This window comes from Leifsonia sp. P73 (genome assembly GCF_051059105.1).
Taxonomy (GTDB): Bacteria; Actinomycetota; Actinomycetes; order Actinomycetales; family Microbacteriaceae; genus Leifsonia.
Window position 1 is genome coordinate 3,144,685 of record NZ_CP194931.1, and the last position, 26,544, is coordinate 3,171,228.

Sequence of the window (26,544 nt, forward strand, 5' to 3'; positions counted from 1 at the left end):
GTGTGTGATGGGCGTCAACGTCGCCCGAGGCGGCGACGGGAGCGGGAGAGGCGCGTCATGGGGAACTACGTCGCGAGAGCCGAGGCGGACATCCGCGCGCCTCGACGGGAGGTCTGGAACCTGCTGACGACCAGCGGCTCCCATCCCGAGATCCTGTTCGGGGCGGAGGTCGTCTCCGACTGGAGGCTCGGCTCCCGCATCGTCTGGCGCGGCGAGTGGCAGGGGAAGACGTTCGAGGACCACGGCCGGGTCATCGAGCTGGACGACCGTGACGAGCCCTGGCGGATCGTGCTCACGCACTTCAGCCCGTTGAGCGGCCTGCCCGACATCCCGGACAACTACCACGCGCTCCACTTCGAGCTCGACGCGACCCCGGAGGGCACCCACGTCACGCTCGATCAGGACAACAACCCGACCGTGGAGGCCGCCCGGCACTCCCGCGACAACTGGGTCGCCATGCTGCAGGGCGTCAAGACGGTCGCCGAGCGCTCAGCGGAGCGCCGGCCGGCCTGACCCCGCCGGGCGGAGCCCGCGCGGGCTCAGCCGATCAGCCGTGGCCGCCGCCCTTACCCTTGCCGCCGCCGCCCGGGTTGGGCGCTGGAGCCGGAGCCGGGGGCGCCGGCGCGGCAGGCCCCTTGGGCGCGGCAGCCTTCGGGGGTGCCGTCGCCCCGAGGTACTTCGCGAGCGGCGCCGGGAACGCCGTCCCGCCGTACACGGCGTCGAGCGCCGTCTGGATCCGCTTGACGATCGAGAACTTGACGTTGCCGCCGGTGACGCCCTGGAAGGTCTGGCTGCGGAGGGCGACGCCGCCCGAGATGTTGCCGACCCAGGTGGCCTGCGCGACCTTCGTCGTGGAGGTCACCAGCCAGTTCTCGACCGAGTTGTCCGTCGTTCCGGTCTTGCCGAAGATCGGAACGCCGTCGTTCGGGTTGGCCGAGGCCGCGGTGCCGCCGCCGCGGAGCACGCCCTGCAGGGCGTAGATCGCGGCCGCCGCCACTCCCGGATCGATCGGGGTGGTCGAGCACTGGGTCTTCGGCACGGCGTGCTCGGCGCCGTCGTTCGTGACGATCTTGTCGATCGCGACCGGGCTGCACGCCTTGCCGTTGTTGGCGATGCCGGCGTACGCCGTCGCCATCGTGATCGGGGCGATGTAGTTGGTGCCCAGCACCGACGACGGGTTGGCCATGAATCGGTTGGTCGCCTCGTCCGCACCGTGGACCAGGAGGTCCTGCGCGCCTTCCTTGATGCCGCAGAGGTCCAGCTTGGTGGCCATCATCGCGAAGATCGAGTTGATGGAGGCCGCCGTCGCGTTCATGACAGAGGTCGAGGTCACCGACTCACCCTCGTCGTTGGCGACGTTCCAGGGTGCGCCGCCGATGTCGTTGCAGGGGTCGCTCTCGTGGAACGCGGTCTGCGGGAACGTGTGCACTGACCCGTTCACGGACTCGTTGAGGGTGTGTCCCTCCTTCAGCCATTCGAGCAGGTCGAACGCCTTGTAGGACGAACCCGTCTGGAAGCCCTCAGAGCCTCCGTAGTCGTAGTCGGTGTTGTAGTTGACGGCGGTGGTCCCCGCGGCGGGCGCGGCCGTGTTGTCGTAGGGCCTGTTCTGGACCATCGTGACGATCCGGCCGGTGCCGACCTCCACGGAGACGTTGGACGAGCCGAGGTCGAGGTTGGGGCTCGTCGGCGGGATGTACGACGACACAGCCTGCTGCGCCTGGGTCTGGAGGTCGAGGTTGAGCGTGGTGTAGATCTTGAGCCCGCCGCGCGTCAGGTAGCTGGACCGGTCGTCGGCGGTCTTGCCGAAGATCGGGTCCTGCTCGATGGTGCGCTCGACGTAGTCGCAGAAGAAGGCCGCGTTGAACTGCTGCGCCGTCATGCAGCCGTTCGACATCTGGCTGATCTTGGGCTCGACCTTGGTCGCCTTCGCGGCGTCGTGCTCCTCCTTGGTGATCTTGCCGTTCACCAGCATGCGGTCGAGCACGTAGTTGCGCCGGGCGAGGGTCGCCGCGTAGCCGTTCGCCGCGCCGTTGTCCTTGTTGGTCGGCTGGTCGATACGCAGGTTGTCCGGGTTGTTGAGGATGGCGATGAGCGTCGCTGCCTGGGGGAGCGAGATGTCCGCCGCGGACACCCCGAAGTAGTATTCGGCTGCCGACTGGACCCCGTAGACGCGGCCTCCGAACAGAGCGATGTTGAGGTAGCTCTGCAGGATGCTGTTCTTCGAGTACTCCTTCTCGAGCCCGATCGCGTACCGCATCTCCTTGAGCTTGCGCACCGGGTCGACCGCTGTGGCGTCGTTGTAGCACGCCCGATAGACCGCGTACTGCTTCTTCTGGACCGCGTCCGTCGCGGTCGGGTCCGGCTGCTTGTTCTCGCAGCGCTGCACAAGGATGTTCTTGACGTACTGCTGCGTGATGGACGAGCCGCCCTGCACCGACTTGTGCAGCGCAGTCAGCACCGCGCCGCGGAGCGTGCCGGTGACATCGACGCCGCCGTGCTCGTAGAAGCGCGGGTCCTCCGTCGCGATCGCCGCGTCCTTGAGGTTCTGGGAGATGGCGTCCCAGCCGACCTCCACGCGGTTCTGCGAGTAGAAGGTGGCGATCGGCACCGGCTTGCCGCCGGAGGTCGCGTACATCGTGGACGCCTGCGCCAGCGGCTCCACCTTCATGTACTCGGGGAGGCCGTCGAAGACGCTGATGGTCGAGTCCGCGGCCGATCCGGTGAGGGCGACGGCGGGCGTGACCGCCGCGGCGGCGAGGAGCCCGGCGACACCGCTCAGCGCCACGAATCCGAGCAGCGCGGGCGCCCACTTCCATCTTCTGCGTCCGTCAGCCGTCATGCGCGCAATGATACGCGCGCCCCATGTCGGGTCCCCGAGGGTCCGCCCGCGTTGTGGAGAACTTATTCAGGAACGAGCATGTGGAGGAGAAGCGGCCGTCAGCCGTCGCCGCGCAGTTTGTCGCACAGGGCGGCGAGCTGCTCCAGCTCCTCGGTGTCGAGCCGGGTGCCGACCCTCTCGGCGATCGAGCGCATGTGGTCGAACGCGACGCGGCGGAACATCTCGAACCCGGTGTCGGTCATCGTGATGACCGTCCCGCGCGCGTCGGACGGCTCGGGTCCCTTTGTGACGAGACCGCGGTCGACCAGCCGGTCGACGAGCCTGCTCACGCTCGGCTGGGTGAGGAGGACGTGCTTGTTGAGGTCGCGGAGGCGCAGCGAGCGATCGGCCTGCCGGGAGAGGTTGAAGAGGACGTCGTACTCGTTGAAGGAGATGTCCCTGGTCGGGAACTCGGCCGCCAGCGTCCGCATGACGGCGACCTGCGCGCGGAACAGCGACTCCCATGCCGAGACCGCGGTCGTCCTGGATCGCTTGGCCGAACCGGCCGCGGTCGTGCCCGTGCTCATGACGCCACCCCTTCGCGCTCGAGTAGTCGATGCGTTCGCATCTTCTCATCATGCGCCGACAGCGCTCATCCGTGCCAGCACGGCATTCGCGTCGCGGAGCGGGAGGACGGTCGCTCGTTAAAAGATTGAGGGCCGGCCGCAGAGGCTAGCGGCCGGCCCTCTCCCTTGCACCAAGAGTGTCCTGCAATCACATTCCGCGATGGCTGCCACAGCAAACAACCATTGCTCTTGAACTATATAACGAAGAGGTAACGGGGGCTAGTTATCAAGTCGTTATTTTTGCTGCGAATTGGCTTTGGGGTGGTTATCCCCTTCCTGAGGGTGGACAGGTCGGTCTGAGAGGAGTGCTTGACTCCCTCGATCTGGTTCGCTAATTTCTTGGTGTAGTCACTAACCACTAACGTTTGAAATGTGAGCAGATGGTTATCGGATGGCCGAGGAAGCGAGGGTGCGGGTGTTCTTCCCACCGATGATCGGCCTCGCAGTCGTGGGGCTCGTCTCACTCGTGCTCATGATTTCGATTCGCTCGGGCTCACTCACTAGAAATCTGGCGATCGGCATCCGCACCAAGTACACACTTCACTCGGATGAGGCATGGGAGGCTGCACAGCGGTCCTCACGCCCCTATCTCCTTGCCATCTCGCTGGTCGCGATCGGACACCTGGTCGCGCTCCTATTCGTCGAACTCTCCGGTCCTTTTGAGGCGGTGGGAAACACCCTCGCGCTGAGTGGATTCGGCGTCATCGTGATCATTTCGCTCTCGGCTGGGCGGTCCGCCAACCAGGCCGCGAAAGCCGTCATTGCTCGGAGCGCGCCACCGCAGGGATAGGCGTCCAAGGAAAGGAACGAAACGATTCTTCTCGCGACCAAAGTTTCCGTCGGACTTGCCATCTCGCTTCTGGCGGCGTCCTTGCCGGCGACCGCGAACGCGCTAGACGCGGGGACGTCGACCGACCGATCCGAGTATTCCGTCAGCGCCGATCCACGTCGGGCGACGCTCAGCGAGTCTCGTCCCATCGAGAGTGCCGAACTGGGGGCCCGCTCACTGGCCGGCGAGTCGAACTCAGTCACGGATGCCGAACTCGTCGCGTTCCTTCTCCTCGCCAAAGGGCCGATCGCGGAGCGCAATCCTGCTGCTGTTGCGGCTGCAGAATCGCAGTTGCCAGAGCTCGCTCTGATCACGGACGAGCAGGCTCTCGAAGCATCACAGCGGTACGTCGATGCAAGTGCCGTGTTCTCCTCCCGCATCCGTCCTGGGCTGTTGAGTGACAACCCCGTTTCTGTTCAACGAGCGATCGACGAGTTCGGGAAGGACTTCGCGGCGTACATCGAGGCCAATTCGAAAGAAGCGGCACAGGTGATGGAAGCCCCCATGAGCAGGGACGGGTGCAACGGGTCTGTTTGCGTCGCGCAGTGGGCACTGGCCGCCACTACGGCTGTCGTTGTGTGGCAGGTCGCAGGTCTTCACACTGCTGCAGCAGTCACGATTGTCGCCGCAGCCGCCGTCTTCGTCTATCTTCCGGGTAACGAGCGCATGGGGGCGATGGATCGACAGAAGTTCGTCTCGAGATTCATGTCCGGTGTTCGCGCCTGACCGGGCCGAAGCTGGTGGGACGCAACGCGTCGAGATCAACCGGCGAGAGAGTCACCTTTCGAGTTTCAATCGTCGTATTCGCCACGTTCATCCTGATCACGGTCGTGGTTCAGCTGCCGACGACGGTGCTGGGTGATATCGGCGCCCACACTCGTCAGGTGTGGTCAGCGATCTATCCCCAGGGATGGCAGTTCTTCACGAAAGACCCCGACGACGAAGAGGCAACGGTCTACTCGTTAGAGGGGAGCTCTATCAGCTCGATCAGTCGCTTCCCGAATTCGAAGGGGGAGAATCTGTTCGGTTTCGTCCGGGCGCAGCGCGCCCAGGGAACCGAACTCGCCAGCCTGGTCGAACAGGCAACGCGGTGGGTGGATTGCGCGCCTGTCGATGACGACTGTTTGATTGCAACCGCGAAGATGGGATCGCCGCAGAGCGCAGAGAACTCCTCCGATACTCCGACCATCTGCGGGACCGTCCATCGTGGTGATGACGGTCCCCGTCCCCTGGGATTTCAGGGCGCACTTCACCGGTTGGCGCGTCGATGAGCGCGCCGCTCTCCTCGAAGTCGAATGTCGATGAAGGTTGCAGCAGTGGCCTTCTTGCATGCACGCATCCAGGGCCTTGCCGAATGGGCGACATTCTGGCGGCTTTTCATGGTCGGCCGAGCGATCATCGCGGTCGCTCAGCTCACGATCTATCTCTTCACGCCGCTCGCCTTCTTGACGCCTCAGGTTGGTGGGGTTACGCGTGAGCAGCACTGCGCCGGCCCTCTGCAGGGCTGGAATCTCATCTGCATTGGGCTGCCCCCGGATCTGATCCGGGCACTGTGCGTCACGGCGCTCCTGCTTGTCATCAGCGGTTTCGTACCCCGTTGGGCCGGGCTGTTGCATCTTTACATCGCTCTGAGCACGGCGACCGGGCTCACCCTCGTTGACGGCGGTGAGTCCGCGGCGGTCGTTGCGCTGTGGTGGATCGCCGTAATCTGCCTGTTCGATCACCGGTGGAACGGCTGGAACGCTTCGTCGCCAACACATTTTGCTGCAACGGCATCACGTCCCTGGTGGGTCGGAATCCCGCACGCGGCGGCGATTGCCCTCAAAATCCAGTGCTCGATCATCTACCTGCATTCCGCGACAGCTAAATTCGGGACCGACGCCTGGGTCGATGGTTCAGCGATCTACTACGTCACCCGGATGGAGATGTTCGGAGTCTCGGGACCGCTCGGGTCACTAGCGCTCACGATCACCGCGTCTCCGCTCGGATCGTTCGTCATCACCTTCGGAACGATTGCCATTGAAATCGCGATCGCTGTCTTGATTTGGATCCGCGGCAAGGCGCGTATCCTCGCGGTCGCTCTGTCGAGCGGTCTTCACCTGGCGATCATCGCGCTCATTGGAATCGGCAGCTTCGGCTTGATCATGATCGGGCTGGTTCTCACCTCAGCTTTCGCTGCGGACCTGTTTGCTACGGCGCGCACGGCGGCTGTTCGTAGGAGTGCTTGACTCCCCATTCCAAACCGAATACTCTAACCAAAGTATTCGGAGGTGAGTAATGACCAAGCGAGCGGTGTCGAACCCTCTGGCGCTGGCCGTCCTGGCCTGCCTCTGGGAGAAGCCGATGTACCCGTACGAGATGACCACCACCATGCGGGAGCGCGGCAAGGAGGACAGCATCCGCCTCAACTTCGGCTCCCTCTACGCCGTCATCAAGTCGCTGGAGAAGCACGGCTTCGTCCGCGTCGCGCAGACCGAGCGGGAGGGCAACCGGCCCGAGCGCGTCGTGTACGAGATCACCGAGGCCGGGCGCGCGGAGGCCGACGACTGGATGCGGGAGCTCATCGCGATCCCGGTCAAGGAGTACCCCGCGATCGAGACCGGGCTGTCGCTGCTGCCCATGCTCTCCCCGGAGGTCGCGGCCGACCTCCTCGAACGCCGGCGCGACCTGCTCGACACCGAGCTGGCGGAGCGGGCGCGGGTCTACGAGGCGGCGCTGGCCATGCCCCTCCCGGAGCTGTTCATGATCGAGTCCCGCTACCGCGTCGCGATCATGGAGGCCGAGCGTGCGTTCGTCGCCGACCTCGCCGCGCGCATCCGCGACCGGTCGCTCGGCGGCGTCGACTGGTGGGAGCGGCTCTGGGAGCTGTTCGGCCAGGGCCACGACATGGCCGAGATCCGGCAGCGGATCGCGGCAGGCGACTTCGGGCAGGAGGTGACCGAGTTGCTGGGGTCGTGATGACAGAACGATGGCCGGAGAGCGGCAACTCTCCGGCCATCCACACCTTCGATTCGTTCCTTGCGGAACCTGCGTCAACAGTCACCGAGGGCTTTCCCCATGATATGCCCGCGACGGTGGCTGCCCGAGATGAAAGGAAGCCACCCGTGGCACCACAGAACGGCTCGGCGATCGCCGCCGAGCACCTCGTCAAGTCCTACAGCGGAGGCCGGGGCAAGCCCGCCATCCGCGCCGTCGACGACCTCGGCTTCGAGGTCGCCTCCGGCACCGTCTTCGGACTGCTCGGCCCCAACGGCGCCGGCAAGTCCACCACCATGAAGATCCTGTCCACGCTCGCGCGCGCCGACGCCGGCACTGCGTTCGTCGCCGGGATCGACGTCAGCCGCAACCCGGGCCGGGTGCGCCGCGCGATCGGCTTCGTGGCGCAGAAGCCGGTCTCCGACCCCAACGACACCGGCGCCGAGAACCTCGTCCTCGCCGGGCGGCTGCAGGGGATGAGCAGCCGCGACGCCAAGGCCCGTTCCCGCGAGCTGCTCGACCGCTTCGGCCTCTCCGATCACGCCAAGCGTCAGGTGAAGGCGTACTCCGGCGGCATGGCGCGCAAGCTGGACGTCGCCATCGGCCTCATGCACCGGCCGGAGGTGCTCTTCCTGGACGAGCCCACCACCGGGCTCGACCCGGAGGCGCGCGCCGAACTGTGGGCGGAGCTGGAGCGGATGACCGGCGCCGAGAACCTCACGGTCCTCCTCACGACGCACTACCTGGACGAGGCCGACCGCCTCGCCGACCGGCTCGCGATCGTGGACCACGGCCGCATCGTCACCGGTGGCACGCCCGAGGAGCTCAAGAACGGCCTCCGCGGAGACGCCGTCATCGTTGAGCTGTCGCAGGACGCCGACCCGTTCGCCGCCCTCACGGCGCTCGAACGCGTCGACGCCCTCCACGAGGTCGGCGGCGACGGCCGGACGCTGCGCGCCCGCGCGGACAACGGCGCGGCCACCCTTCCGGCCGCGCTCGCCGCACTGGAGGCCGCGGGCGTCGCCGTCGCCTCCGCCACCGTCGCCCGGCCCAGCCTCGACGACGTCTACCTGCGGCACACCGGCCGCACCTTCACGCGGGCGCAGGAGTCCGCCGAACACGTTCTGGAGACCGCATCATGACCGCCATCGCCACCGCGCCGGTGCGCACCGCGCGCCGCCCCGGCCCGACCTTCCTGACTCACACGCTGCTGCTCACCGGGCGTCAACTCCGCTGGGTGATCCGGATGCCCGCGTTCCTGGTGATGAACCTGGTGCAGCCGGTGATCTGGCTGCTCCTGTTCGGGCAGCTCTTCAAGTCCGTCATCGAGATCCCCGGGTTCGGGGTCGGGCAGAGCTACCTGGAGTACCTGACGCCCGGCGTCGTGATGATGCTCGCGCTGTTCGGGAGTGCGTGGTCGGGCACTGTGTACATCCAGGACATGGACCGCGGTGTGATGGACCGCTTCCTCACCTCGCCGACGAACCGCGGCGCGATGATCGTGTCGACGCTCGTCTACCAGTCGATCCTCGCCGTCGTGCAGTCGCTGATCGTGGTCGGGATCGCCTTCTGGGCGGGCGCTCGCTTCGACGGCGGGCTGGGCGGGATGCTGCTCCTCCTGCTCGGGGTGGTGCTGCTCACGGCGGTGTTCTGCTCGTTCTCGAACGCCGTGGCGCTGCTCGCCCGCGACCAGACCGCGCTGATCGGCATCTCACAGCTCATCACGCTGCCGCTGATGTTCCTCAGCTCGGCGATCATGAACACGAAGCTGTCGCCGGAGTGGGTGCGGAACGTCGCCGCCTACAACCCCTTCGAGTGGGCCGTGATCGTCGGCCGCGAGGCCCTGAGCGCCGCGCCCGACTGGGCGGCCCTCTGGTCCCACGCCGCCCTCCTGACCGCGCTGGCGGTCATCATGGCAGCCCTAGCCACCACCGCCTTCCGCGCCTACCAACGCACCGCCTGACCCCAGCCAACAGTTCCGGAGTTGTGTACCCGACACGCCGTCGGCATGCGTACACAACTCCGGAACTGTTGGTTTCAGAAGAGGTCGGGGGAGGGGGCGCTGGCGTGGCGGATGGAGACGTCCGCGTGGCGGTCGAAGCGGTAGCCGACGCCGCGCACGGTCCGCACGATGTCCTCGTAGCGCGCCAGCTTGGCGCGCAGGCGGCGGACGTGGACGTCGATGGTGCGCTCGTTCGGGATCTCGTCCTCGTCGGCGTTCGACCAGAGCGAGGAGATCAGCTCGGCGCGCTCGATGGTGCGGCCCTCGCGCAGCACCAGGTACTGCAGCAGCTCGAACTCCTTGTAGGTGAGCGAGACGGTCTGGTTGTCGAGGATGAGGCGCTTGCGCGAGATGTCGACCACGACGCCGGAGGCGGCGCGGTCCTCGTCCTCGTCGACCGTCGTGGTGTGGCGGTGCTTGGCGATCGCGGCCGGGTCCTGCAGGGCCAGGCGGACGACGTCCACGTCGCGTCCGCCGGCGCCGGCGGGGGCCAGGGCGACGGCGGCGTAGGTCTCGGAGGCCGGGGCCAGCTCGGCGGTCAGCTGCTTGAGCGCCTCGACGATGCGGCCGAGGTCGGTGCCGGAGGCTGCGGCCTTCAGCTCGTCGATGCCGACGTAGAGGACGAAGCCGCGGGCCTCGGTCCCTTCGGGGACGGCGCGGAGGCGCGGCGCCGGAGCGGCGGCCGGGACGACGGGGGTGGCGGGGCGGAAGGTGTCGACGGTTGCGAGAGACATGGGAGGGGAGTCCTTCGGTGATGATGATGCGTCCGGACCCGGGTGCGGCTGGTCTCCTGCGGCGATCTGCTGAGGAGGGTGCGCCGGATGCGGGTTTTCCGGTGTGACGAGGTGTCCCTGTTCAGAAAGGGACTGATGCACGGGTGCGTTCGTGTGGCGCGCCCGGGGAGCTGTGCCCGGAGCCGACGCTCGTCTGCGTCGGAGGGCGACCGCTCGGCGAAAGGGTCGTCAGATTAGCGACACATTCGGCAACACATGACCGAGTCGCGGCCGGGCATCATCATGCCGGCATCCCCAGGGGCCTCGAAGGAGGTCAGGGTGCGCGAGTTGTCAGTCATGTTGAGAAGTAAACCGTCCCGTGACACGTCGTGTCAAATCGTTACGGAATGTTGCGGAGGTGCTCGACACCCTACACAGTGCCGTACAAACGGTCTCCGGCGTCGCCGAGACCGGGCACAATGTATCCGTTCTCGTTCAGCCGCTCGTCCAGAGCGCCGAGAACGATGGTCACGTCGCGGCCCGCCGTCGCCTTCTCCAGGGCCTCCAGCCCCTCCGGCGCGGCGAGGATGCAGATGGCGGTGACATCGACGGCGTTGCGCGCGAACAGGAACTCGATCGCGGCGCCCAGCGAGCCTCCCGTGGCCAGCATCGGGTCGAGCACGAAGCACTGCCGGTCGGAGAGGTCCATCGGCAGGCGCTCGGCGTAGGTGGTCGGCTCGAGCGTCTCCTCGTTGCGCGCCATCCCCAGGAAGCCCACCTCGGCGGTCGGCATCAGCCGGACCATGCCCTCCAGCATCCCGAGCCCGGCGCGCAGGATGGGGACGACCAGCGGACGCGGCTGGCTGAGGGTGACGCCCATGGTGGTAGTCACCGGGGTCTCGATCTCGACGGGCTCGACGCGAACGGCGCGAGTGGCCTCGTAGGCCAGCAGGGTGACGAGCTCCTCCGTGAGCGCCCGGAACACGGGCGACGGGGTCTCCTTGTTGCGGAGCACGGAGAGCTTGTGGGTGATGAGGGGGTGGTCCGCTACGTGCACTCGCATAGGCTCAAGGCTAGCCGAACCCTCCCCGGACGAGGACCCCACCCAGGAGCAGCCGTGACCCTTCCCGTGCCCGCCGACTACGAGCGGTGGATGCGCCGCGCCGTCGCCGACGCCCGGCTCGCCTTCGACACCGGGGATGTCCCGGTCGCGGCGCTCGTGCTGGACGAGCACGGCGAGGTCATCGGGACGGGACGCAACGAGCGCGAGCTGCACCGCGACCCGACCGCGCACGCCGAGATCCTGGCACTGCGCGCGGCGGCCGCGACGCGCGACGACTGGCACTTGGAGGGCTGCACGCTCGTCGTGACGCTGGAGCCGTGCGTGATGTGCGCTGGCGCGGTGCTGGCGGCGCGCGTCCCGACCGTCGTGTTCGGGGCGTGGGACGAGAAGGCCGGCGCCGCAGGCTCCGTCTACGACGTGCTCCGCGATCGCCGGCTCAACCACCAGGTCGCCGTCTACCCCGGCGTCCTCGCCGAGAAGTGCGCCGACCTCCTCCTCGACTTCTTCCGCGCCAAGCGTTAGCCCCTCCCACAATCGCTTCCGGACTTCTGCACGCGACACGCCGGTCGGCGGCGTACACAACTCCGGAAGCGATGGCTGGGGTCAGTGGGGGAGGGACTCCAGCCACTCGGAGAAGGCGGCGCGGGAGGCCTCCTGCATCCGGGCGGAGTACAGCTCGCGGTCCTCGCGCAGCGCCTCGGGGTCGAGGGCGTGTTCATCCAATTCGTTATAACCGTCGGAGACCCATTGCTCGTGCATCTCGTCCGTCACCTCGGGATGGAACTGCACCGCCAGCGCGAAACCCCCGATCGCGAACGCCTCGTTCGAGTAGTCGCTGGAGGACGCCAGCCGCGTCGCCCGCGCGGGGAGCTCGAACGTGTCGCCGTGCCACTCCACCACCGGCACGCCGTCGAAGTGCCGGATGGGCGACGCCGCGCCGGCCTCCGTCGTCTCCACGCGGCGGTAACCGATCTGCATGGTGTCGCCCTTGTAGACGCGCTCGCCGAGGGCGCCGGCCATGAGCTGCGCGCCCAGGCACACGCCGAGCGTCGGCCGCTCGGCGTCGAGGCGGCTCCGCAGCAGGTCGCGCTCAGCGGCGAGGAAGGGGAACTCGTCGGTCTGGTACGCGCCCATCTCGCCGCCGAGCACGACGACGAGGTCGGCCTCCTGAGGGTCGAGCGCGGACACATCCTGCGTCGTGACGTCCACGATGCGGAGGTCGTACCCGTGCTCCACGAGGACCGGGCCGATGTTGCCGAGGTGGATGGACGGGTCGTGCTGCAGGATCAGCGCGGTGCGGGTCACTCGAGTCCTTTGACGATGATGGTGTCGGTGGCGGGGTGCTGCTCGTTCGGGTCGACCCAGACGTCCGGCTCGATGTAGATGACACGGGCGACGGGGACGGCGTCGCGGATGCGGCGCTCGATCGTGTCGATCGCGGCCGAGACCTCCAGCATGTTCTGCTCGCCCGCGACGGCGAGCTTGGCGCCGACGAGCAGTTCGTCCGGCCCGAGGTAGAGGGTGCGCATGTGGATGATGCGTTCGACCTCGTCGCCTGCCAGGATCGCCTGCTCGATGGCGGCGACATCCACGTCGGAGGCGCCCTCGCCGACCAGCAGGCTCTTGGTCTCGATGCCCAGCACGATCGCGACCGCGACCAGCAGGAGGCCGATCAGGACCGTCCCGACGCCGTCCCAGACGCCGTTGCCGGTGATGATGGTGAGCCCGACGCCGATCAGGGCGAAGACCAGGCCGGTCAGCGCGGCGACGTCCTCCAGCAGCACGACAGGCAGCTCCGGGGCCTTCGCGCGGCGGATGAACTGCGGCCACGACATCCCCCTGCGGAGCGGGTTGGACTCCTTCACCGCCGTGCGCAGTGAGAACGACTCCAGGCAGATCGCGATGAACAGCACCAGCAGCGGCAGCCACCAGTTCTCCAGCGGGTGCGGGTGGGTCAGCTTCTCGACGCCCTCGTAGAGCGAGAAAACGCCGCCGACGGAGAACAGGATGATCGAGACGACGAACGCGTACACGTAGCGCTCGCGGCCGTAGCCGAACGGATGCTCCTTGTCGGCCTTCTTCTTGGCCTGGCGTCCACCGAGCAGCAGGAGCAGCTGATTGCCGGAGTCCGCGACCGAGTGCACGCCCTCCGCGAGCATCGAGGAGGAGCCGGAGAACGCCCACGCGATGAACTTGGTCAGGGCGATCCCGAGGTTGGCGGCGAAGGCCGCGACGATCGCCCTGGTGCCACCTTCTGCGCTCATGACCTCATCCTAGGATGGGGCGCATGAGCGACACGAAGAACGTCACGCTGCCCACCATCGCGATGCTCGGAGCGGGCTCGATGGGGCGCGCCATCCTCTCCGGCCTGACCGCGCCGGGAGTGAGTGTGGACGGCGGCATCCGGGTCACGAACCGGTCGAAGGCGCGTGCCGCGGAGCTCGCCGGCATCCCGGGCGTGACCGCGTACTCGACCGAGCACGACGGTGACGCGAACCGTGCGGCGGTGGACGGCGCCGAGCTCGTGATCGTCGCCGTCAAGCCCGGGATGGTTCCCGACCTCCTGCACGAGATCGCCGACTCGCTGACGCCGGGCGCGATCGTCGTGAGCGTGGCGGCCGGCGTGACCATCAAGACCTTCGAGTCGCTGCTGCCGCCGTCGGTGATCGTGGTCCGCTCGATGCCGAACACGCCCGCCGTCGTGGGCAAGGCCGTCACCGGGATCAGCCCGGGCACCCGCACGGAGCCGGACGACCTGGCGCTGGTCCGCGCACTGTTCGAGACGGTCGGGGAGGTCGTGGAGGTGCCGGAGTCGCAGCTCGACGCGCTCAGCACCATCTCGGGCTCGGGGCCGGCGTACGTGTTCTTCCTGGTGGAGGCGCTGACCGCCGCCGCCATCGAGAAGGGCTTCACGCCGGAGCAGGCGCGCACGCTCGTGAACGGCACTTTCCTCGGCGCGTCCGAGCTGCTGGTCTCCTCCGGCGAGGACCCCGCCGAACTCCGACGCCGCGTCACCAGCCCCAACGGCACCACCGAACGCGCCATCGCGGTCCTCGCCGACGCCGACCTCCCCGCCCTCTTCACCCGCGCCACCTCCGCCGCCCTCGCCCGAGCCCGCGAACTCGCCGCCGGCTAGCCCACAAGCAATCCGTTCCGGAGTTATGTACGCAACACGCCGGTTGCGAGCGTGCATTACTCCGGAACTGATCGCGCTAGTGCTCGGCGGACGGTGAGGAGGGCGCGCGGTACGGGCGGTTTCAGGTCGTCTGCGGTGAGAAAGACGACGTTCCAGCCGCACTCGGTGAGGCGCTCTCGTCGAGCGATGTCCTCGCGGAATGCGCTTCGGTCGGTGCGGGGGATGTCGCCCAGGTATTCGATCGCGACGCGCCGCTCCGGGAACGCGAGGTCGACCATTGCGACTGACCTGCCGTCGCGGAGGACGCGGTAGTTCAACTCGGGCTCAGGCAATCCTGCGCTGACCAGGAGCAGACGGAGGCGCGTCTCCTGAGGCGAGAGCGGCCCGAACCGGACTGCCTCGAAAGCTTGACGTAGCCGACGGATGCCCGGACGACGAGCGTGGTGGCGCACGGCTCGATCGAGATCCGCCATCGCCCACGCGGAAGCCACGTTCGAGTGCGGCTCATCGCCGGTCACGAGCCAATCGCCGATCACGACCAGATCCTCGAACGGAAGGGTCCGTGAGAGTTGCGCCCACGTGTCCTCGGCGGCAGTCACGCGCAAGCCGTCGACGTCGACGACTTTGTGACCCGCCGCGCGCAACTCGTGGCCGACGACCCCGACCATCTGCGGAGGCTTCGCCGGAGCGAACACGGCGACATGGATGTCTTTCGGGACCGCCCAGTGCGGCAGGGGAAAGCCGTGGATCATTGCCGCGGACTGGTGGCTGAACGTGTGTTGCCCGCGCTCGAACGCCGCGTAGGCGCGGCAGAGGTCGCGGTGGTCGCGATACTCGACGCCGACACTGCGCACGTCCCGAAACGGTCGCTGCATCGCGACGCCGTCGAGCTGTCGCCGCGTCAGCCCCGCTGCGCGGCCCCGCTCGACCGTGAACCCCGTCTGCTCCACCAGCGTGTCGTACGTCTCCATCCCAACACCCTGCCGCGCCGGCGATCACGCTTCCGACTTCTCCACAGCCCGACAATCTCTCCCGGAGTTATGCACGCAACACGCCGGTTGGAGGCGTACACAACTCCGGAATTGTTGGAGGGGGGTGGAGGGGGGTGGAGGGGGTGGGGCGTGGTACTCGGGGGGTCGTACGACTAGCCTGGGGGGATGGCCGACATCTTCGACGTGATCGCCGACCCGACGCGGCGCGACATCCTCAAAGTGCTGCTCGACCGCAACTCGGATGACGCGCGTCCCGTCGGGGAGATCTCGGTGTCGGAGATCGTGGCCACCCTGGAGCTGAGCCAGCCCACCGTGTCCAAGCACCTCAAGGTGCTGCGCGAGGCGTCACTGGTCGCGGTCCGCGAGGAGGGGCAGCACCGCTACTACCGGCTCGACCCCACGCCGCTGGAGGCAGTGGAGGACTGGGTCATCCCGTTCACCGCGTCCGACGTCGACCTGTCCGCCTACTCCGTGCAGCTCGCCGACGAGACGCGCGAGTTCGCCAGCACGGTCGGCAAGGTGCTCGCCGATACCCGCCGCCGGGTGGAGCGCGTCACGCCGAAGAAGTGGCGCAGGGACTGATCCGGCGCTGGAGTCCGAGCCAGCGCAGAGACTAGAGTTCCCTAGTTCCCCGTCGTCACGACCCGAGTACGATGACGGGCAAGAAAGGGACACCGCATGGTTCACGATGGGGGCTCGAACGCTCTTCGCGAGGTGCGCTTCCTGACGGTCGCCGAGGTGGCCGACATGATGCGCGTCTCCCGCATGACCGTCTACCGGCTCGTCCACTCCGGTGAGCTTCCGGCGATCCGTTTCGGCCGCTCGTTCCGCGTTCCGGAGTCCGCCGTGGCGCAGACGCTGGAGGCTGTGCGGCCCCACCTGGACGGCGGCGTCGCGGACTCGGCGTGAAGTCGGGTAGACTGGCTGCTCGTGTCGCCGCGTTTTTCGCGGCAAACCCCTAACTTTGTGAGGTCTACGTGGGTTCCGTTATCAAGAAGCGTCGCAAGCGTATGGCGAAGAAGAAGCACCGCAAGCTTCTTCGCAAGACGCGCCACCAGCGTCGCAACAAGAAGTAGACCTCAGCGTCTGCTGCTCGAGCGCCGGTCCGTGAGGTCCGGCGCTTTCTGCTGTGCACGGGCTGCGGGTTAGGCTGGATCCCGTGTCCACCGTCACCGTCACGCTCATCGGCAAGCCCGGCTGTCACCTCTGCGACGACGCACGGGAGGCGATCCGGTCCGTGATCGGCGGCCTCCCCGCCGGCGCCCCCGAGGTGCGCGTGGAGGAGCTCAGCATCCTCGACGACGCCGAGCTGCACGAGCGCTACGTGGAGGACATCCCGGTCGTGCTCGTGGACGGCCGGCAGCACACCTACTGGCGCGTCGACCCGGCGCGCCTGCGCACCGCCCTGCTGGAGGAGGCCCGTTGACCCTGCGTCACGTCGTCATGTGGAAGCTCGCGTCGACCGTGGAGGCGGAGCGCGCCGACCAGGCCGCCCGCATCAAGGCGGGGCTGGAGTCCCTGCCCGCCGTCGTCCCGGAGATCCTGCGCTTCGAGGTGGGGATCAACTCCCTGCCGGTGAACGAGTTCGACGTCGTGCTCGTCAGCGACTTCGAGGACGAGGCCGCCCTCCAGCGTTACGTCGTGCATCCCGAGCACGAGAAGGTCGCGTCGTACATCCGGTCCGTGGTCTCCGGCCGCGCGGCGGTCGACGCGGAGTACTGAGCTTCTGACGCACGCGTGCCCGGCGCCTGAGACAGGCGCCGGGCACGGACGGGCATCGCTCAGACGACGGGGCTCTCCTCGATGTCCTCGTCGCTGCGGCGGTAGTCCGACAGGAACTGCGCGAGCGTGGGCGCGTACAGCGCGCGCACCAGGTCGCCGGCCTTCTCGCCGTCGTGCGCCTTGGCGGCGTCGTGGATCTCGGTGACGCGCGCGGGCAGCTCGTCGGTGTCGAACGGACGCTTCCACACGGCGACGTAGCGCAGCACCTGCGGGCTCAGGCCCTCGCTGATCGCGAGCAGCACGTCGTTGCCGCTGTTGCGCTCGAACTCCAGGAAGAAGTCGTTCACCGCGCGGCCGAGGGCCGGGAGGTTGCTCGACTTGGCGGCCTTGCGGATCTCCTTGAGCGCCTTGTCCTGACGGCCGAGCGCCGCGCTGTCGAGGCCGGGGACCGAGGTCCGGGCCGCGTACTCGTGCAGGAGGCCGGTCGTGTAGATCGCCTCGTCGATCGCGCGGAGGTCGATGGGCGCGACGCGCGTGTAGCGGTTCGGCGCCATCTCGACCAGGCCGATGTCGGCGAGCTTCATCAGGGCCTCGCGAATCGGCGTGCGGGAGACGCCGAGCCACGCGGTGAGCTTCTCGTCCAGCAGGGTCTCACCCGGCTCCAGCGTGCCGTCGAGGATGCCCTCGTAGAGGCGGTTGTAGACGACATCGCGCAGCAGCTGGCGCTCGACGGGTGCGGAGTCTTTGACGGGGAGCGGCATCAGCGGGTCTCCTTTGCGAACTCGTCCACCACGGTGACGAGTCCCTTGTTCCAGAAGTCGGACACGCCCTTGGCGGCCTTGGCGCCGTTGCCGGCGATGGCTGCGTCGACGGCGGCCGCGAGGTGCGGGGCGCCCTTCGTGTACGCCGTGGAGGACGGCGCGGCGATCAGCGCACGGCGCACCTCGGGGAGGTGGCGCGTGAACAGCTTCGCGAGCGTGCGGTTGTCGAGGCGGCGGAGGAAGACGTTGACGAAGCCGTCGGTGAGCACACGGTCCTTGACGAGCTGCGCCATGTCGTCGCCGTCGCCCACCCGCTCCTTGCAGGCGCGGAGGGCGTCCTTGTCGTCCTCGGTGAGGAGCGGCGTCGCGTCGCGCACGATGCCGACGAGGAGGCTGCCGACGGTGTCGATGAGCGCGCGCAGGCGCACGGGATCGATCGGCGTGACGCGGGTGCGCTTCTGGGGCATGATCTCCACCAGCCCCATGGCCGCGAGCTGGTTCAGGGCTTCGCGCACGGGGGTGCGGGAGACCCCGACCCACTTCTCGATCTCAGCGTCGTAGAGCTGTTCTCCTGGCGTGAGGTCCCCGTCGACGATTGCGTCGAGTAGACGAACGAAAACTTCGTCCCGGATGAGCCGTCGGGGACTGACGGCCTCTGCGATGGGTACAGGCATACATGAATATTACATCCACCTGCGTCGGATGCAAGGCCATTGCGTGATGAAGTCAGGCGTGTCGTATCGCAGGATAGCCTGCCGGGCGCTCGAAAGCGTCCGAGTCGCGCTCAATATCGCCCGAAATGTACTCAGAAACGGTTGCCGAGCGCCTTCGCCTTGAGCGCGTCGAACTCGTTCTGACTGATCACGCCCTTGTCCAGGAGCGCCTTCGCCTGTTCGATGTCGGCGGCCGGCGTCGCCGACGGAGTGGGGTGCGTGTAGTAGTCGGTGTCCTCCGGGACGGTCCTGCGGTCGCGGGCGTTGCGCTCCGCCATGCCGCGACCGCGCGCGATCAGGTAGACCAGCGCGGTGAGGAAGGGCACGAAGATCAGGAAGATCACCCACACGGCCTTCCACCAGCCGTTGAGCTTCTCGTCGCGGAACAGGTCGACCAGGATCGTGAACAGCACCATCAGGTAGGCGACGAAGGCGAACGCCCAGAAGATCAGCCAGATGAAGTTCCAGAAACCGTTCACGACGGGCTCCTCTCGATCGGTGTGCACACCGTAGCCGCGCCGTGGCTCGCCTGGCTAGACGGCAGTGCTCGGCCGTCGGGACGGTGGGCGCGGTTAGGCTGACCGCATGCTCAGCCAGCTGCCCCCGCGCGTGTGGCGGGGGAGGACGCCCGGCGGCTGGGCAGCCCTCGTCGCCGGCCTGATCGTCGGCGTCCCCGTCGCGCTCGCGGCAGGGCTGGCGCTGCTGGCGTTCGGTGTCGTCGCGGTCGTCGTCGGAGCCGTGGTCGCCTTCCTGGCGCTCGCCGCCGAGTGGATCTGGTTCGCCGTGCAGCGCGCGTCGCGCGTGACGTATCCGTTCCCCGTGCCCGCGCCGCGCCGCCGCCGCGCCAGGCGCACGGCGCTGAGCGCGCTCTACCTCACGGCGGCGCCCCGGCTGACCGGCGGGCTGGCCAGGGTCGCCGGCTGGGTGCTCGGGCCGGTCGCCCTCCTGATCGGGCTGGTCGGGATCGTGCTGCCGCGCTGGCGTGCCCGGCCCTACCTCGCCGTCTTCACCCTCCCGGCGTTGCTGCGCAAGACCGTCGCCCTCGGACGGAGGCGTGGGCTGCTGCGCGACGGGCACGACGCGGTGCTGCTCGGCTACGACGACCTCCTGGAGCGACGGTTCCCGCTCCTCCACGACTTCCTGACCTGGTGGGGCGACCCTGGGCGCGGCGACGACTACACGCCGACGCCCGGCCTCCCCGACGTGCCGGCCGGGCTGCTCGGCCTGGAGCTCGGTCCGTCGCCGGACCCGCTCGGCCAGCCCGGGCTCGCCGCCGGGGCGATGCGGCGCCGGTCCGTGCACACGCTCCGCGACCTGCTGCTCAGCCAGCGCGAGATCGACGACCTCTGCGACCCCGACCTGGACGAGCGCATCGACACCGCGGTCATCCGGCTGGTCGAGCGCGAGCACGAGGGCGTCCGGCACTGGATCGTGCAGTTCCCGAGCACGAAGTCCTGGAGCCCGCGGCCCGGCATCGCGCCGAACGACCTGACCGCCGACCTCGTCATCGGCGGCGAGCACGAGGCGACCATCACGCGGGCGGCGCTGGAGGCGATGCGCGAGGCCGGCATCCGCCCGGACGAGCCCGTCGTGCTGGCGGGGTTCAGCCTCGGCGGGATGGTCGCCTCGCAGGTCGCGGTGCGGGCGCACGCCGCCGGGTTCGCCGTGACGCACCTGGTCGTCGCGGGAACGCCGCTCGGACGCCTGCCCGTTCCGGCCGGCATCCGCACCCTGGCGATCGAGCACGTGCTCGATCTCGTCCCGCGCATCGACGGCCGGGAGAACCCGGTGCGCCTCGACCTCGACGGCGCGCGAGTGCTGGTCACGGTCAAGGCCGGGCCTGCGCTCGCGCCCGGCTTCCGGCTCGGCGCGTTGCACCAGGCGATCGCGTACGCCGACACCGCGGGCGCGATCGAGACCGACCCGCCGGCCGACGCCGTGGCCGTGCTCCTGGGCGAGCTGCGGCCGTTCTTCGGCCCCGGGCAGCGCGTCCACGACCGCTCGGCGCTGCGGGCGGGGAGCTTGACGGCGCAGCCCGCCGTCCCGCTGTACCTGCACAGCACAGTGGACGAGGGCATCACGCGCGGCGCGCTCCGGCAGTCGCTGCGCCGGCTCGCGGGCGTCTACGCGGTCGACGTGTACCAGTCGCGCGGCGGCCTCGCGACGACGATCCTCTGGAGCGCGGACGTGCTGGTCCGCGCGCTCGGACCCTGGCTCGCCCCGACCAGGCGCGCGGCGATCTACCGCGGCCTGCTGTCGCTGCTCGGCCGGAGGCGCGCGGTCGGCATCCACCTGCGGCTGCAGGCGCGCGAGACGCCGGGACTGACGTGGGAGGCCACGCTCCAGCGGATGCCGGACGGCCGCTGGCGGGAGACCATCGACGTCATCGTGGACGACCGCGCCAGGCCGGAGGATGTGTCCCGGCTGTTCCCGGACGGTGTGAGGACGCGGGTGGTCATGCACCGGCCGGATGCGTTCGAGCCGGTGCTCGACGCAGCAGGAGTCTGATCGCGTCGTACGATCGGCGGGATGGACCACCGAGGAAGGTGCGATCCAGGGGCGAGGAGGGGACATGGGACGCGAGACGTTTTGGGCCGAGGACCCGGACCCGCTGTTGCGCGCCGGCGAGGGCTTCCAGCTCGCCGACAGCGACACCGCGGCGACGCCGGGGTTCGACGGACGCAAGAAGGACGGCGCGGCGGCGCTCGCCGAGGGCGCCGCGATCCTCGCGGACCTCCAGGAGCGCCTGTTCGCGGCGGGGACGCTCGGCGACCGGCGCAGTGTGCTGCTCGTCCTGCAGGCGATGGACACGGCGGGCAAGGGCGGCATCGTGACCCATGTCGTCGGGCAGATGAACCTCGGCGGCGTGCGGTACGCGGGCTTCAAGAAGCCGACGCACGTGGAGCTCGCCCACGACTTCCTCTGGCGGATCTGGAGCCACGTGCCTGCGGCGGGCGAGGTCGGCGTCTTCGACCGCTCGCACTACGAGGACGTCCTCATCGGCCGCGTCCGCAAGCTCGCTCCGGAGGAGGAGATCGAGCGCCGCTACAGCGCGATCAACGAGTTCGAGCTGGAGCTGGCCGAGTCGGGCACCACGATGATCAAGGTGATGCTGAACCTGGGCAAGGACGAGCAGAAGAAGCGCCTCGGCGACCGGCTGAAGCGCGTCGACAAGCAGTGGAAGTACACCACGGGCGACGTGGACGAGCGGCTGCTCTGGGACAGCTACCAGGACGCGTACCAGATCGTCTTCGACCGCACGTCGACGGCGTACGCGCCCTGGTACGTCGTGCCGGCCGACCGCAAGTGGTACGCGCGCCTCGCGGTCCAGCACCTCCTCATCCACGCGCTGGAGGAGCTGCAGCTGGAGTGGCCTGAGCCGGACTACGACGTACAGGTCGAGAAGGCCCGGCTGGCGGCGAGCTAGCGCTCAGCCGGGAGCCGGTCAGCCGAAGGCTTCGACGATCGGCCGGAACTTCATGGTCGTCTCCGCGTACTCCCTGGCGGGGTCGGAGTCGGCCACGATGCCCGCGCCCGCGTAGGCGGTCAGGTCGCCGGTCTCGTCGAGCTGCGCGCAGCGCAGGGCGATCGCCCACTCGCCGTCGCCGTCCCCGCCGACCCAGCCGACCGGTCCGGCGTAACGCCCGCGGTCGAACGGCTCCAGCTCGCGGATGAGCGCCAGCGCCTCCGGTGTCGGCGTGCCGGCGACGGCGGCCGTCGGGTGGAGCGCGTCCGCGAGGTCGAGCGAGCTCGACCCGTCGCTGAGCGTCCCGGCGATGTCGGTCGCGAGGTGCCAGAGGTTCGGCAGCTTGAGCGTGAACGGCTCGTCGCTCGCGCCGAGGTCCGCGCTGTGCGGGCGGAGCGCGTCCAGCACGCTGGACACGGCGAAGCGGTGCTCGTCCTGGTCCTTGGGCGAACCCGCGAGGGCCAGCGCCGACGCGCGGTCGCTCTCGGCGTCGCGGCCGCGGGACATCGTGCCGGCGAGCACGCGGGCGGTCACCGTGCCGTGGTGCACCCGCACCAGCGTCTCCGGGGAGGACCCCACCAGCCCGTCGACGGCGAACGTCCAGCAGTCGGGGTAGCCGAGGGCCAGCTCCACCAGCGCGCGCCGCACGTCCGATTCGAGCGGCAGGTGCGCCGACAGCTCCCGGGCCAGGACCACCTTGGAGAGGTCGTGCTCGCGGATGCGCTCCACCGCGGTCGCGACGGCGGACTCGTAGCCGCCCTCGTCCAGTCCGGCGGGGAGGAGGCTGAGCCGGTACTCGTCGCCGAACGCGATCGGCCGGGGAGGTCTCGCGCCGCGCCGCGCTGCGTCCGCGGGTCGGCTGCGTTCGCCGCCGCGGGGGAGTCGTCCACCGGCGTGATCCGGGTGATCCAGCTGCGCCCGCCACGGCGACCGAGGACGACCTGCGGCACGATGAGGACGCTCGTGGCCGTGCTCTCGTCGTCGAATGCGAAGGTCCCGAACGCGACCAGGCCGGTGCCCGGTGTGCGCACGGCGTCCGTCACGCTCGCCGCCCGGACGGTCGCCCGCCACGCCTCTGACGCCTGCCGGATGCGGTCCGGGCCGCGGAACTCCAGCCGCACCGCCTCCCCGATGCCGGCGATCCCCTCGCCTTTGCGGATCCACACGAGGGGCCGGCGGGAGTCGAGGAAGGGAACGAGATGCCGGACGTCGTCGAGGGGGTGGTCTCGACCGACAGGGCGGTCACGCCCGTAGCCCGGCGGGTGGTCGAGGGTGCGGTCACCGGACCAGCCTACGCCCGGGCCGCTGGGCGCCGGATGCGCGGCGGCTGGGCGTTGGCCCGGTGACGGAGGCGCTGTGCGACGCCCCGAAATGCACGGCATGTCGGCGCAGCCTAAGCTGGGGGGTGAGTAAGGCCGACCTCAGCAAGCAGCCCTCCCAGGTCGCCGCCATGTTCGATGAGGTGTCGACCCACTACGACCGGACCAACACCGTCCTCTCGATGGGCAACGCGACGCTGTGGCGGCTGGCGACGACGCGAGCCGTCGGGCCCCGCGCCGGCGAGACGATCCTGGACGTCGCGGCCGGGACCGGCACCTCCAGCGCGTCCCTGGCGCGCAATGGGGCCAGCGTGGTCGCCGCCGATTTCTCGGAGGGCATGATCGAGGTCGGCCGGCGCAGGCAGGCCGGCAACCCGTTCGTCCGGTTCGTGCAGGCGGACGCCACGAAGCTCCCGTTCGACGACGACACGTTCGACGCGGTCACGATCTCGTTCGGGCTGCGCAACATCGTCGACCCGCGGGCGGCGCTCGCCGAGTTCTACCGGGTGACCAAGCCGGGTGGCCGGGTCGTGGTGTGCGAGTTCTCCCAGCCTCCCGTGGCCGCGATCCGTGCGGGCTACGGCGCGTACCTGCGCTACGGGATGCCCGTGCTGGCCCGCGTGGCGAGCTCGAACCCCGCGGCGTACGAGTACCTGATGGAGTCCATCGAGGCGTGGCCGAACCAGCCGGCGCTTGCGGCGTGGATGCGCGAGGCCGGCTTCGAGCGGGTGGCCTGGCGCAACCTGACGGCGGGGATCGTGGCGCTGCACCGCGGGTGGAAGCCTGTGGAGGTGGCGAAGCCGGTCGCGAAGAAGCCGGCGGCCAAGAAGCCGGCAGCGAAGAAGCCCGCAGCGAAGAAGCCCGCAGCGAAACAGCCCACGTCCGCCGTCCCATCCGAGGGGAGTAAGTGGCACGCAGCGTTCCGGCCGTGCGGCGACCCGCGTCGCTCAGCAGCCAGCTCGGCCTGACCGAGCGGATCTTCGTCCGCGGCGAGGACCGCCAGGTCGCCAACGCCGTCGACGACGGCCTGGCACAGGTCGAGGAGGCGCTGCACCGCGAGATGCGGTTCGCCGACAACCTCGCCGACGTCACCACCCGGTACCTCCTGGAGGCCGGCGGCAAGCGCGTCCGCCCGATGCTCACGCTCCTCACAGCGCAGCTCGGCGACGGAAACACCCCGCGCGTCCTGCAGGCCGCGCAGGCCGTCGAGATCACCCACCTCGCCTCGCTCTACCACGACGACGTGATGGACGACTCGCAGATGCGGCGCGGTGTGCCGACGGCCCAGTTCGTCTGGGGCAACTCCGTCGCCGTCCTCACCGGCGACCTCCTGTTCGCGCGGGCCAGCAAGCTCGTCTCCGCGCTGGGCGAGCGCGCCATCCAGCTCCAGGCCGACACGTTCGAGCGGCTGTGCCTCGGCCAGCTCCACGAGACCATCGGCCCGCAGGACGGCGAGGACCCGATCGCCCACTACGTCCGGGTGCTGCAGGACAAGACCGGCTCCCTCATCGCCGTAGCGGCCCAGATGGGCGTGGCGTTCTCGAACGCCGACACCGCGTACGAGCAGCCCGTCGTGACCTTCGGCGAGAAGATCGGGGTCGCGTTCCAGCTCATCGACGACGTCATCGACCTCTCGTCCGTCGGCGTCGCCGAGACCGGCAAGACGCCGGGCAACGACCTCCGCGCCGGCGTCGCCACGCTCCCCGTGCTGAAGCTCCGCGAGCGTGCGGACGCCGACCCCGAGGCGAGCGCCCTGCTCGAACGGCTCGAGCGCGACGTCATGGGCACGGCCGAGGAGGGCGAGATCACCCCGGAGGCGACCGCGGCGATCGCCACGCTCCGGGAGCACCCGGTCACGGCGGAGACGCTCGAGGAGGCGCACCGCTGGGCCCGGGAGGCCGTGGAGGCGCTCGATCCGCTGCCCGACGGCCCCGTGAAGAAGGCGCTCGTGCGGTTCGCCGACACGATCGTCGAACGTTCGAGCTGAGCACGAAGGAATCAACGCATGACCAAACTGCGACTGGCGATCGTCGGCGCCGGCCCGGCCGGGATCTACGCCGCGGACATCCTGCTCAAGGCGGAGCGCGGCTTCGACGTCTCGATCGACCTGTTCGAGGCCCTTCCGGCGCCCTACGGGCTGGTGCGCTACGGCGTCGCCCCCGACCACCCGCGCATCAAGGGCATCATCACGGCGCTGCGCGAGGTGCTGGACCGTGGCGACATCCGCATCTTCGGCAACGTCACCTACGGCGTCGACATCACGCTCGACGACCTCAAGAACCACTACAACGCGGTGATCTTCGCCACCGGCGCGGTGCACGACTCCGCCCTCGACATCCCGGGCATCGACCTCGGCGGCTCGTACGGCGCGGCCGACTTCGTGAGCTGGTTCGACGGCCACCCCGACGTGCCGCGCACCTGGCCGCTGGAGGCGAAGTCCGTCGCGGTGGTCGGCAACGGCAACGTGGCGCTCGACGTCTCCCGCATCCTGGCGAAGCACGCCGAGGACCTGCTGCCGACGGAGATCCCCGACAACGTCTACGACATCCTGAAGGAGTCGCCGGTCACCGACGTGCACGTCTTCGGCCGCCGCGGCCCGGCGCAGGTGAAGTTCACGCCCCTGGAGCTGCGCGAGCTCGGCGAGCTGCGCGACGTCGACATGATCCTCTACGACGAGGACTTCGAGTACGACGAGCACTCCAGGGACGCCATCGCGAGCAACAAGCAGGTGATGGTCATCGACCGCGTGCTGCAGCAGTGGCGGCAGCGCGAGGTGGGCGCGGCCTCCCGGCGCCTCCACCTGCACTTCTACGCGAAGCCGCTGGAGGTGCTCGGCGACGAGGACGGGAACGTGCGCGCGATCCGGTACGAGCGCACCGAGTCGGATGGCGCGGGCGGCGTGCGCGGCACCGGCGAGATCCGGGAGCTGGAGATCCAGGCGATCTACCGCGCGGTCGGCTACTTCGGGTCGCCGCTGCCCGGCATCCCGTTCGACAAGAAGCACGGCGTCATCCCCAACCACGAGGGCCAGGTGCTGCGCAACCGCGACAACGAGCGGATGTACGGCGTGTATGCGACGGGGTGGATCAAGCGGGGCCCGGTGGGCCTCATCGGTCACACCAAGTCGGATGCGATGGAGACGATCAAGCATGTGATCAACGATCAGGGCAACTGGTGGTCTCCCGCTGACCCCTCCGAGGAATCTGTGGAGAAGTTGCTGCGCGACCGGGGTGTGGAGTACACGAACCTGGACGGTTGGCACAACCTCGACGCGCACGAGCAGGCCCTCGGCGCCGAGCGCGGCCGCGCCCGGATCAAGGTCGTCCCGCGCGAGGACATGCTGCGCGCGTCGAACGGAGCCGCGGTGGAGGCGACGGCGGCGGAGTAGGCCGGCGTCGCGGTGGACGC

General features: G+C 69.0%; 31 protein-coding genes. 20 read left to right on the plus strand and 11 right to left on the minus strand.

Annotated elements, in window-relative coordinates; all coding sequences use genetic code 11:
- The first annotated feature begins 57 nt into the window (after window positions 1-57).
- A complete protein-coding gene (locus ACQ86L_RS16210; RefSeq protein ID WP_434316335.1) occupies window positions 58-513 on the plus strand; it encodes an SRPBCC family protein in 456 nt (151 codons plus the stop codon).
- A gap of 34 nt (window positions 514-547) precedes the next feature.
- On the opposite strand, the gene ACQ86L_RS16215 is transcribed toward ACQ86L_RS16210, so the two are convergent.
- Both ACQ86L_RS16215 and ACQ86L_RS16220 read right to left on the minus strand, forming a co-directional pair.
- Entirely contained in the window at window positions 548-2,839 is a 2,292-nt protein-coding gene (locus ACQ86L_RS16215; protein ID WP_434316336.1) for a transglycosylase domain-containing protein, read from the minus strand.
- Between the two features lie 98 nt (window positions 2,840-2,937).
- On the minus strand, window positions 2,938-3,405 hold the full coding sequence (locus ACQ86L_RS16220; protein WP_434316337.1) for a MarR family winged helix-turn-helix transcriptional regulator: 468 nt from the start codon (window positions 3,403-3,405) through the stop codon (window positions 2,938-2,940).
- 430 nt (window positions 3,406-3,835) lie between these two features.
- On the opposite strand from ACQ86L_RS16220, the gene ACQ86L_RS16225 reads away from it, so the two are divergent.
- The 7 genes from ACQ86L_RS16225 to ACQ86L_RS16255 all read left to right on the plus strand — a co-directional run bounded on the left by ACQ86L_RS16225 (window position 3,836) and on the right by ACQ86L_RS16255 (window position 9,212).
- Complete coding sequence (locus ACQ86L_RS16225; RefSeq protein WP_434316338.1) at window positions 3,836-4,234, plus strand: SdpI family protein; 399 nt, start codon at window positions 3,836-3,838, stop codon at window positions 4,232-4,234.
- An 81-nt stretch (window positions 4,235-4,315) separates the two neighbouring features.
- Window positions 4,316-4,999, plus strand: coding sequence for a hypothetical protein (locus ACQ86L_RS16230; protein WP_434316339.1), 684 nt, complete (start codon window positions 4,316-4,318; stop codon window positions 4,997-4,999).
- 14 nt (window positions 5,000-5,013) lie between these two features.
- Window positions 5,014-5,544 (plus strand): SdpA family antimicrobial peptide system protein, encoded by a 531-nt coding sequence (locus tag ACQ86L_RS16235; protein WP_434316340.1) that lies wholly within the window; start codon window positions 5,014-5,016, stop codon window positions 5,542-5,544.
- A gap of 30 nt (window positions 5,545-5,574) precedes the next feature.
- Window positions 5,575-6,501 (plus strand): HTTM domain-containing protein, encoded by a 927-nt coding sequence (locus ACQ86L_RS16240; RefSeq protein ID WP_434316341.1) that lies wholly within the window; start codon window positions 5,575-5,577, stop codon window positions 6,499-6,501.
- Between the two features lie 49 nt (window positions 6,502-6,550).
- Window positions 6,551-7,231, plus strand: a complete 681-nt coding sequence (locus tag ACQ86L_RS16245) for a PadR family transcriptional regulator (RefSeq protein WP_434316342.1) — start codon at window positions 6,551-6,553, stop codon at window positions 7,229-7,231.
- 146 nt (window positions 7,232-7,377) lie between these two features.
- Window positions 7,378-8,391 (plus strand): ABC transporter ATP-binding protein, encoded by a 1,014-nt coding sequence (locus tag ACQ86L_RS16250; RefSeq protein WP_434316343.1) that lies wholly within the window; start codon window positions 7,378-7,380, stop codon window positions 8,389-8,391.
- Window positions 8,388-9,212: an ABC transporter permease gene (locus ACQ86L_RS16255; RefSeq protein ID WP_434316344.1), complete on the plus strand. Its 825-nt coding sequence runs from the start codon at window positions 8,388-8,390 to the stop codon at window positions 9,210-9,212. The genes ACQ86L_RS16250 and ACQ86L_RS16255 overlap by 4 nt, the downstream gene beginning before the upstream one ends.
- A gap of 74 nt (window positions 9,213-9,286) precedes the next feature.
- Here the strand turns inward: ACQ86L_RS16255 and ACQ86L_RS16260 are convergent, their stop codons facing one another.
- Both ACQ86L_RS16260 and upp read right to left on the minus strand, forming a co-directional pair.
- Window positions 9,287-9,985 carry a winged helix-turn-helix domain-containing protein gene (locus ACQ86L_RS16260; RefSeq protein ID WP_434316345.1) on the minus strand — a complete coding sequence of 233 codons (699 nt, stop codon included), beginning with the start codon at window positions 9,983-9,985 and terminating at the stop codon, window positions 9,287-9,289.
- Window positions 9,986-10,394: 409 nt separating this feature from the next.
- Window positions 10,395-11,027 (minus strand): uracil phosphoribosyltransferase, encoded by a 633-nt coding sequence (gene upp / locus ACQ86L_RS16265; RefSeq protein ID WP_434316346.1) that lies wholly within the window; start codon window positions 11,025-11,027, stop codon window positions 10,395-10,397.
- 54 nt (window positions 11,028-11,081) lie between these two features.
- Here upp and tadA point away from each other — a divergent pair, with 54 nt between their 5' ends.
- Window positions 11,082-11,549: a tRNA adenosine(34) deaminase TadA gene (tadA, locus tag ACQ86L_RS16270; protein ID WP_434316347.1), complete on the plus strand. Its 468-nt coding sequence runs from the start codon at window positions 11,082-11,084 to the stop codon at window positions 11,547-11,549.
- Between the two features lie 81 nt (window positions 11,550-11,630).
- Here the strand turns inward: tadA and ACQ86L_RS16275 are convergent, their stop codons facing one another.
- A complete protein-coding gene (locus tag ACQ86L_RS16275; RefSeq protein ID WP_434316348.1) occupies window positions 11,631-12,332 on the minus strand; it encodes a glutamine amidotransferase in 702 nt (233 codons plus the stop codon).
- Window positions 12,329-13,291, minus strand: a complete 963-nt coding sequence (locus ACQ86L_RS16280) for a cation diffusion facilitator family transporter (protein WP_434316349.1) — start codon at window positions 13,289-13,291, stop codon at window positions 12,329-12,331. The genes ACQ86L_RS16275 and ACQ86L_RS16280 overlap by 4 nt, the downstream gene beginning before the upstream one ends.
- Before the next feature lie 23 nt (window positions 13,292-13,314).
- Between ACQ86L_RS16280 and proC the strand changes: the two genes are divergently transcribed.
- Complete coding sequence (gene proC / locus ACQ86L_RS16285; RefSeq protein ID WP_434316350.1) at window positions 13,315-14,163, plus strand: pyrroline-5-carboxylate reductase; 849 nt, start codon at window positions 13,315-13,317, stop codon at window positions 14,161-14,163.
- 56 nt (window positions 14,164-14,219) lie between these two features.
- Here proC and ACQ86L_RS16290 read toward each other — a convergent pair whose 3' ends face one another.
- The gene (locus tag ACQ86L_RS16290; protein WP_434316351.1) at window positions 14,220-15,134 is read right to left on the minus strand and encodes a hypothetical protein; all 915 of its coding nucleotides are present in this window, start codon (window positions 15,132-15,134) and stop codon (window positions 14,220-14,222) included.
- Window positions 15,135-15,320: 186 nt separating this feature from the next.
- Between ACQ86L_RS16290 and ACQ86L_RS16295 the strand changes: the two genes are divergently transcribed.
- The 5 genes from ACQ86L_RS16295 (at window position 15,321) to ACQ86L_RS16315 (ending at window position 16,877) form a co-directional block, all read left to right on the plus strand.
- A complete protein-coding gene (locus ACQ86L_RS16295; RefSeq protein ID WP_345840140.1) occupies window positions 15,321-15,737 on the plus strand; it encodes an ArsR/SmtB family transcription factor in 417 nt (138 codons plus the stop codon).
- Between the two features lie 96 nt (window positions 15,738-15,833).
- Window positions 15,834-16,064, plus strand: coding sequence for a helix-turn-helix domain-containing protein (locus ACQ86L_RS16300; protein WP_345840141.1), 231 nt, complete (start codon window positions 15,834-15,836; stop codon window positions 16,062-16,064).
- Between the two features lie 68 nt (window positions 16,065-16,132).
- Window positions 16,133-16,231 carry a 30S ribosomal protein bS22 gene (locus tag ACQ86L_RS16305; RefSeq protein ID WP_003792170.1) on the plus strand — a complete coding sequence of 33 codons (99 nt, stop codon included), beginning with the start codon at window positions 16,133-16,135 and terminating at the stop codon, window positions 16,229-16,231.
- 83 nt (window positions 16,232-16,314) lie between these two features.
- Window positions 16,315-16,581 (plus strand): glutaredoxin family protein, encoded by a 267-nt coding sequence (locus ACQ86L_RS16310; RefSeq protein ID WP_434316352.1) that lies wholly within the window; start codon window positions 16,315-16,317, stop codon window positions 16,579-16,581.
- Window positions 16,578-16,877, plus strand: coding sequence for a Dabb family protein (locus ACQ86L_RS16315; protein ID WP_345840143.1), 300 nt, complete (start codon window positions 16,578-16,580; stop codon window positions 16,875-16,877). The genes ACQ86L_RS16310 and ACQ86L_RS16315 overlap by 4 nt, the downstream gene beginning before the upstream one ends.
- A gap of 59 nt (window positions 16,878-16,936) precedes the next feature.
- On the opposite strand, the gene ACQ86L_RS16320 is transcribed toward ACQ86L_RS16315, so the two are convergent.
- The 3 genes from ACQ86L_RS16320 to ACQ86L_RS16330 form a co-directional block, all read right to left on the minus strand.
- Window positions 16,937-17,638: a GntR family transcriptional regulator gene (locus tag ACQ86L_RS16320; protein WP_345840144.1), complete on the minus strand. Its 702-nt coding sequence runs from the start codon at window positions 17,636-17,638 to the stop codon at window positions 16,937-16,939.
- The gene (locus ACQ86L_RS16325; protein ID WP_434316353.1) at window positions 17,638-18,312 is read right to left on the minus strand and encodes a GntR family transcriptional regulator; all 675 of its coding nucleotides are present in this window, start codon (window positions 18,310-18,312) and stop codon (window positions 17,638-17,640) included. The genes ACQ86L_RS16320 and ACQ86L_RS16325 overlap by 1 nt, the downstream gene beginning before the upstream one ends.
- 131 nt (window positions 18,313-18,443) lie before the next feature.
- Complete coding sequence (locus ACQ86L_RS16330; protein ID WP_370055947.1) at window positions 18,444-18,830, minus strand: SHOCT domain-containing protein; 387 nt, start codon at window positions 18,828-18,830, stop codon at window positions 18,444-18,446.
- Between the two features lie 106 nt (window positions 18,831-18,936).
- Between ACQ86L_RS16330 and ACQ86L_RS16335 the strand changes: the two genes are divergently transcribed.
- Window positions 18,937-20,859, plus strand: coding sequence for a thioesterase domain-containing protein (locus ACQ86L_RS16335; RefSeq protein ID WP_434316354.1), 1,923 nt, complete (start codon window positions 18,937-18,939; stop codon window positions 20,857-20,859).
- Window positions 20,860-20,923: 64 nt separating this feature from the next.
- The gene (locus tag ACQ86L_RS16340) at window positions 20,924-21,778 is read left to right on the plus strand and encodes a PPK2 family polyphosphate kinase (protein WP_434316355.1); all 855 of its coding nucleotides are present in this window, start codon (window positions 20,924-20,926) and stop codon (window positions 21,776-21,778) included.
- Window positions 21,779-21,796: 18 nt separating this feature from the next.
- Here the strand turns inward: ACQ86L_RS16340 and ACQ86L_RS16345 are convergent, their stop codons facing one another.
- Complete coding sequence (locus ACQ86L_RS16345; protein ID WP_434316356.1) at window positions 21,797-22,888, minus strand: isochorismate synthase; 1,092 nt, start codon at window positions 22,886-22,888, stop codon at window positions 21,797-21,799.
- A gap of 334 nt (window positions 22,889-23,222) precedes the next feature.
- On the opposite strand from ACQ86L_RS16345, the gene ACQ86L_RS16350 reads away from it, so the two are divergent.
- From ACQ86L_RS16350 to ACQ86L_RS16360, 3 genes are read left to right on the plus strand one after another with little or no spacing between them, the layout of a single operon-like run.
- Window positions 23,223-24,104, plus strand: a complete 882-nt coding sequence (locus ACQ86L_RS16350) for a demethylmenaquinone methyltransferase (protein WP_434316357.1) — start codon at window positions 23,223-23,225, stop codon at window positions 24,102-24,104.
- A complete protein-coding gene (locus ACQ86L_RS16355; RefSeq protein ID WP_434316358.1) occupies window positions 24,044-25,123 on the plus strand; it encodes a polyprenyl synthetase family protein in 1,080 nt (359 codons plus the stop codon). Before ACQ86L_RS16350 ends, ACQ86L_RS16355 begins: the two co-directional genes overlap by 61 nt.
- 18 nt (window positions 25,124-25,141) lie before the next feature.
- Window positions 25,142-26,524, plus strand: coding sequence for an FAD-dependent oxidoreductase (locus tag ACQ86L_RS16360; RefSeq protein WP_434316359.1), 1,383 nt, complete (start codon window positions 25,142-25,144; stop codon window positions 26,522-26,524).
- Window positions 26,525-26,544 lie beyond the last annotated feature (20 nt).

Excerpts from the sequence above, each read along its gene's own strand:
- ACQ86L_RS16340 (WP_434316355.1), top strand. The coding sequence starts at position 20,924 with ATGGGACGCGAGACGTTTTGGGCCGAGGACCCGGACCCGCTGTTGCGC.
- ACQ86L_RS16260 (WP_434316345.1), bottom strand. The coding sequence starts at position 9,985 with ATGTCTCTCGCAACCGTCGACACCTTCCGCCCCGCCACCCCCGTCGTC.
- ACQ86L_RS16290 (WP_434316351.1), bottom strand. The coding sequence starts at position 15,134 with ATGGAGACGTACGACACGCTGGTGGAGCAGACGGGGTTCACGGTCGAG.
- ACQ86L_RS16300 (WP_345840141.1), top strand. The coding sequence starts at position 15,834 with ATGGTTCACGATGGGGGCTCGAACGCTCTTCGCGAGGTGCGCTTCCTG.
- ACQ86L_RS16325 (WP_434316353.1), bottom strand. The coding sequence starts at position 18,312 with ATGCCTGTACCCATCGCAGAGGCCGTCAGTCCCCGACGGCTCATCCGG.
- ACQ86L_RS16255 (WP_434316344.1), top strand. The coding sequence starts at position 8,388 with ATGACCGCCATCGCCACCGCGCCGGTGCGCACCGCGCGCCGCCCCGGC.
- ACQ86L_RS16225 (WP_434316338.1), top strand. The coding sequence starts at position 3,836 with ATGGCCGAGGAAGCGAGGGTGCGGGTGTTCTTCCCACCGATGATCGGC.
- ACQ86L_RS16240 (WP_434316341.1), top strand. The coding sequence starts at position 5,575 with ATGAAGGTTGCAGCAGTGGCCTTCTTGCATGCACGCATCCAGGGCCTT.
- ACQ86L_RS16215 (WP_434316336.1), bottom strand. The coding sequence starts at position 2,839 with ATGACGGCTGACGGACGCAGAAGATGGAAGTGGGCGCCCGCGCTGCTC.
- ACQ86L_RS16360 (WP_434316359.1), top strand. The coding sequence starts at position 25,142 with ATGACCAAACTGCGACTGGCGATCGTCGGCGCCGGCCCGGCCGGGATC.
- ACQ86L_RS16335 (WP_434316354.1), top strand. The coding sequence starts at position 18,937 with ATGCTCAGCCAGCTGCCCCCGCGCGTGTGGCGGGGGAGGACGCCCGGC.
- ACQ86L_RS16295 (WP_345840140.1), top strand. The coding sequence starts at position 15,321 with ATGGCCGACATCTTCGACGTGATCGCCGACCCGACGCGGCGCGACATC.
- proC (WP_434316350.1), top strand. The coding sequence starts at position 13,315 with ATGAGCGACACGAAGAACGTCACGCTGCCCACCATCGCGATGCTCGGA.
- ACQ86L_RS16320 (WP_345840144.1), bottom strand. The coding sequence starts at position 17,638 with ATGCCGCTCCCCGTCAAAGACTCCGCACCCGTCGAGCGCCAGCTGCTG.
- upp (WP_434316346.1), bottom strand. The coding sequence starts at position 11,027 with ATGCGAGTGCACGTAGCGGACCACCCCCTCATCACCCACAAGCTCTCC.
- ACQ86L_RS16280 (WP_434316349.1), bottom strand. The coding sequence starts at position 13,291 with ATGAGCGCAGAAGGTGGCACCAGGGCGATCGTCGCGGCCTTCGCCGCC.
- ACQ86L_RS16220 (WP_434316337.1), bottom strand. The coding sequence starts at position 3,405 with ATGAGCACGGGCACGACCGCGGCCGGTTCGGCCAAGCGATCCAGGACG.
- ACQ86L_RS16245 (WP_434316342.1), top strand. The coding sequence starts at position 6,551 with ATGACCAAGCGAGCGGTGTCGAACCCTCTGGCGCTGGCCGTCCTGGCC.
- ACQ86L_RS16210 (WP_434316335.1), top strand. The coding sequence starts at position 58 with ATGGGGAACTACGTCGCGAGAGCCGAGGCGGACATCCGCGCGCCTCGA.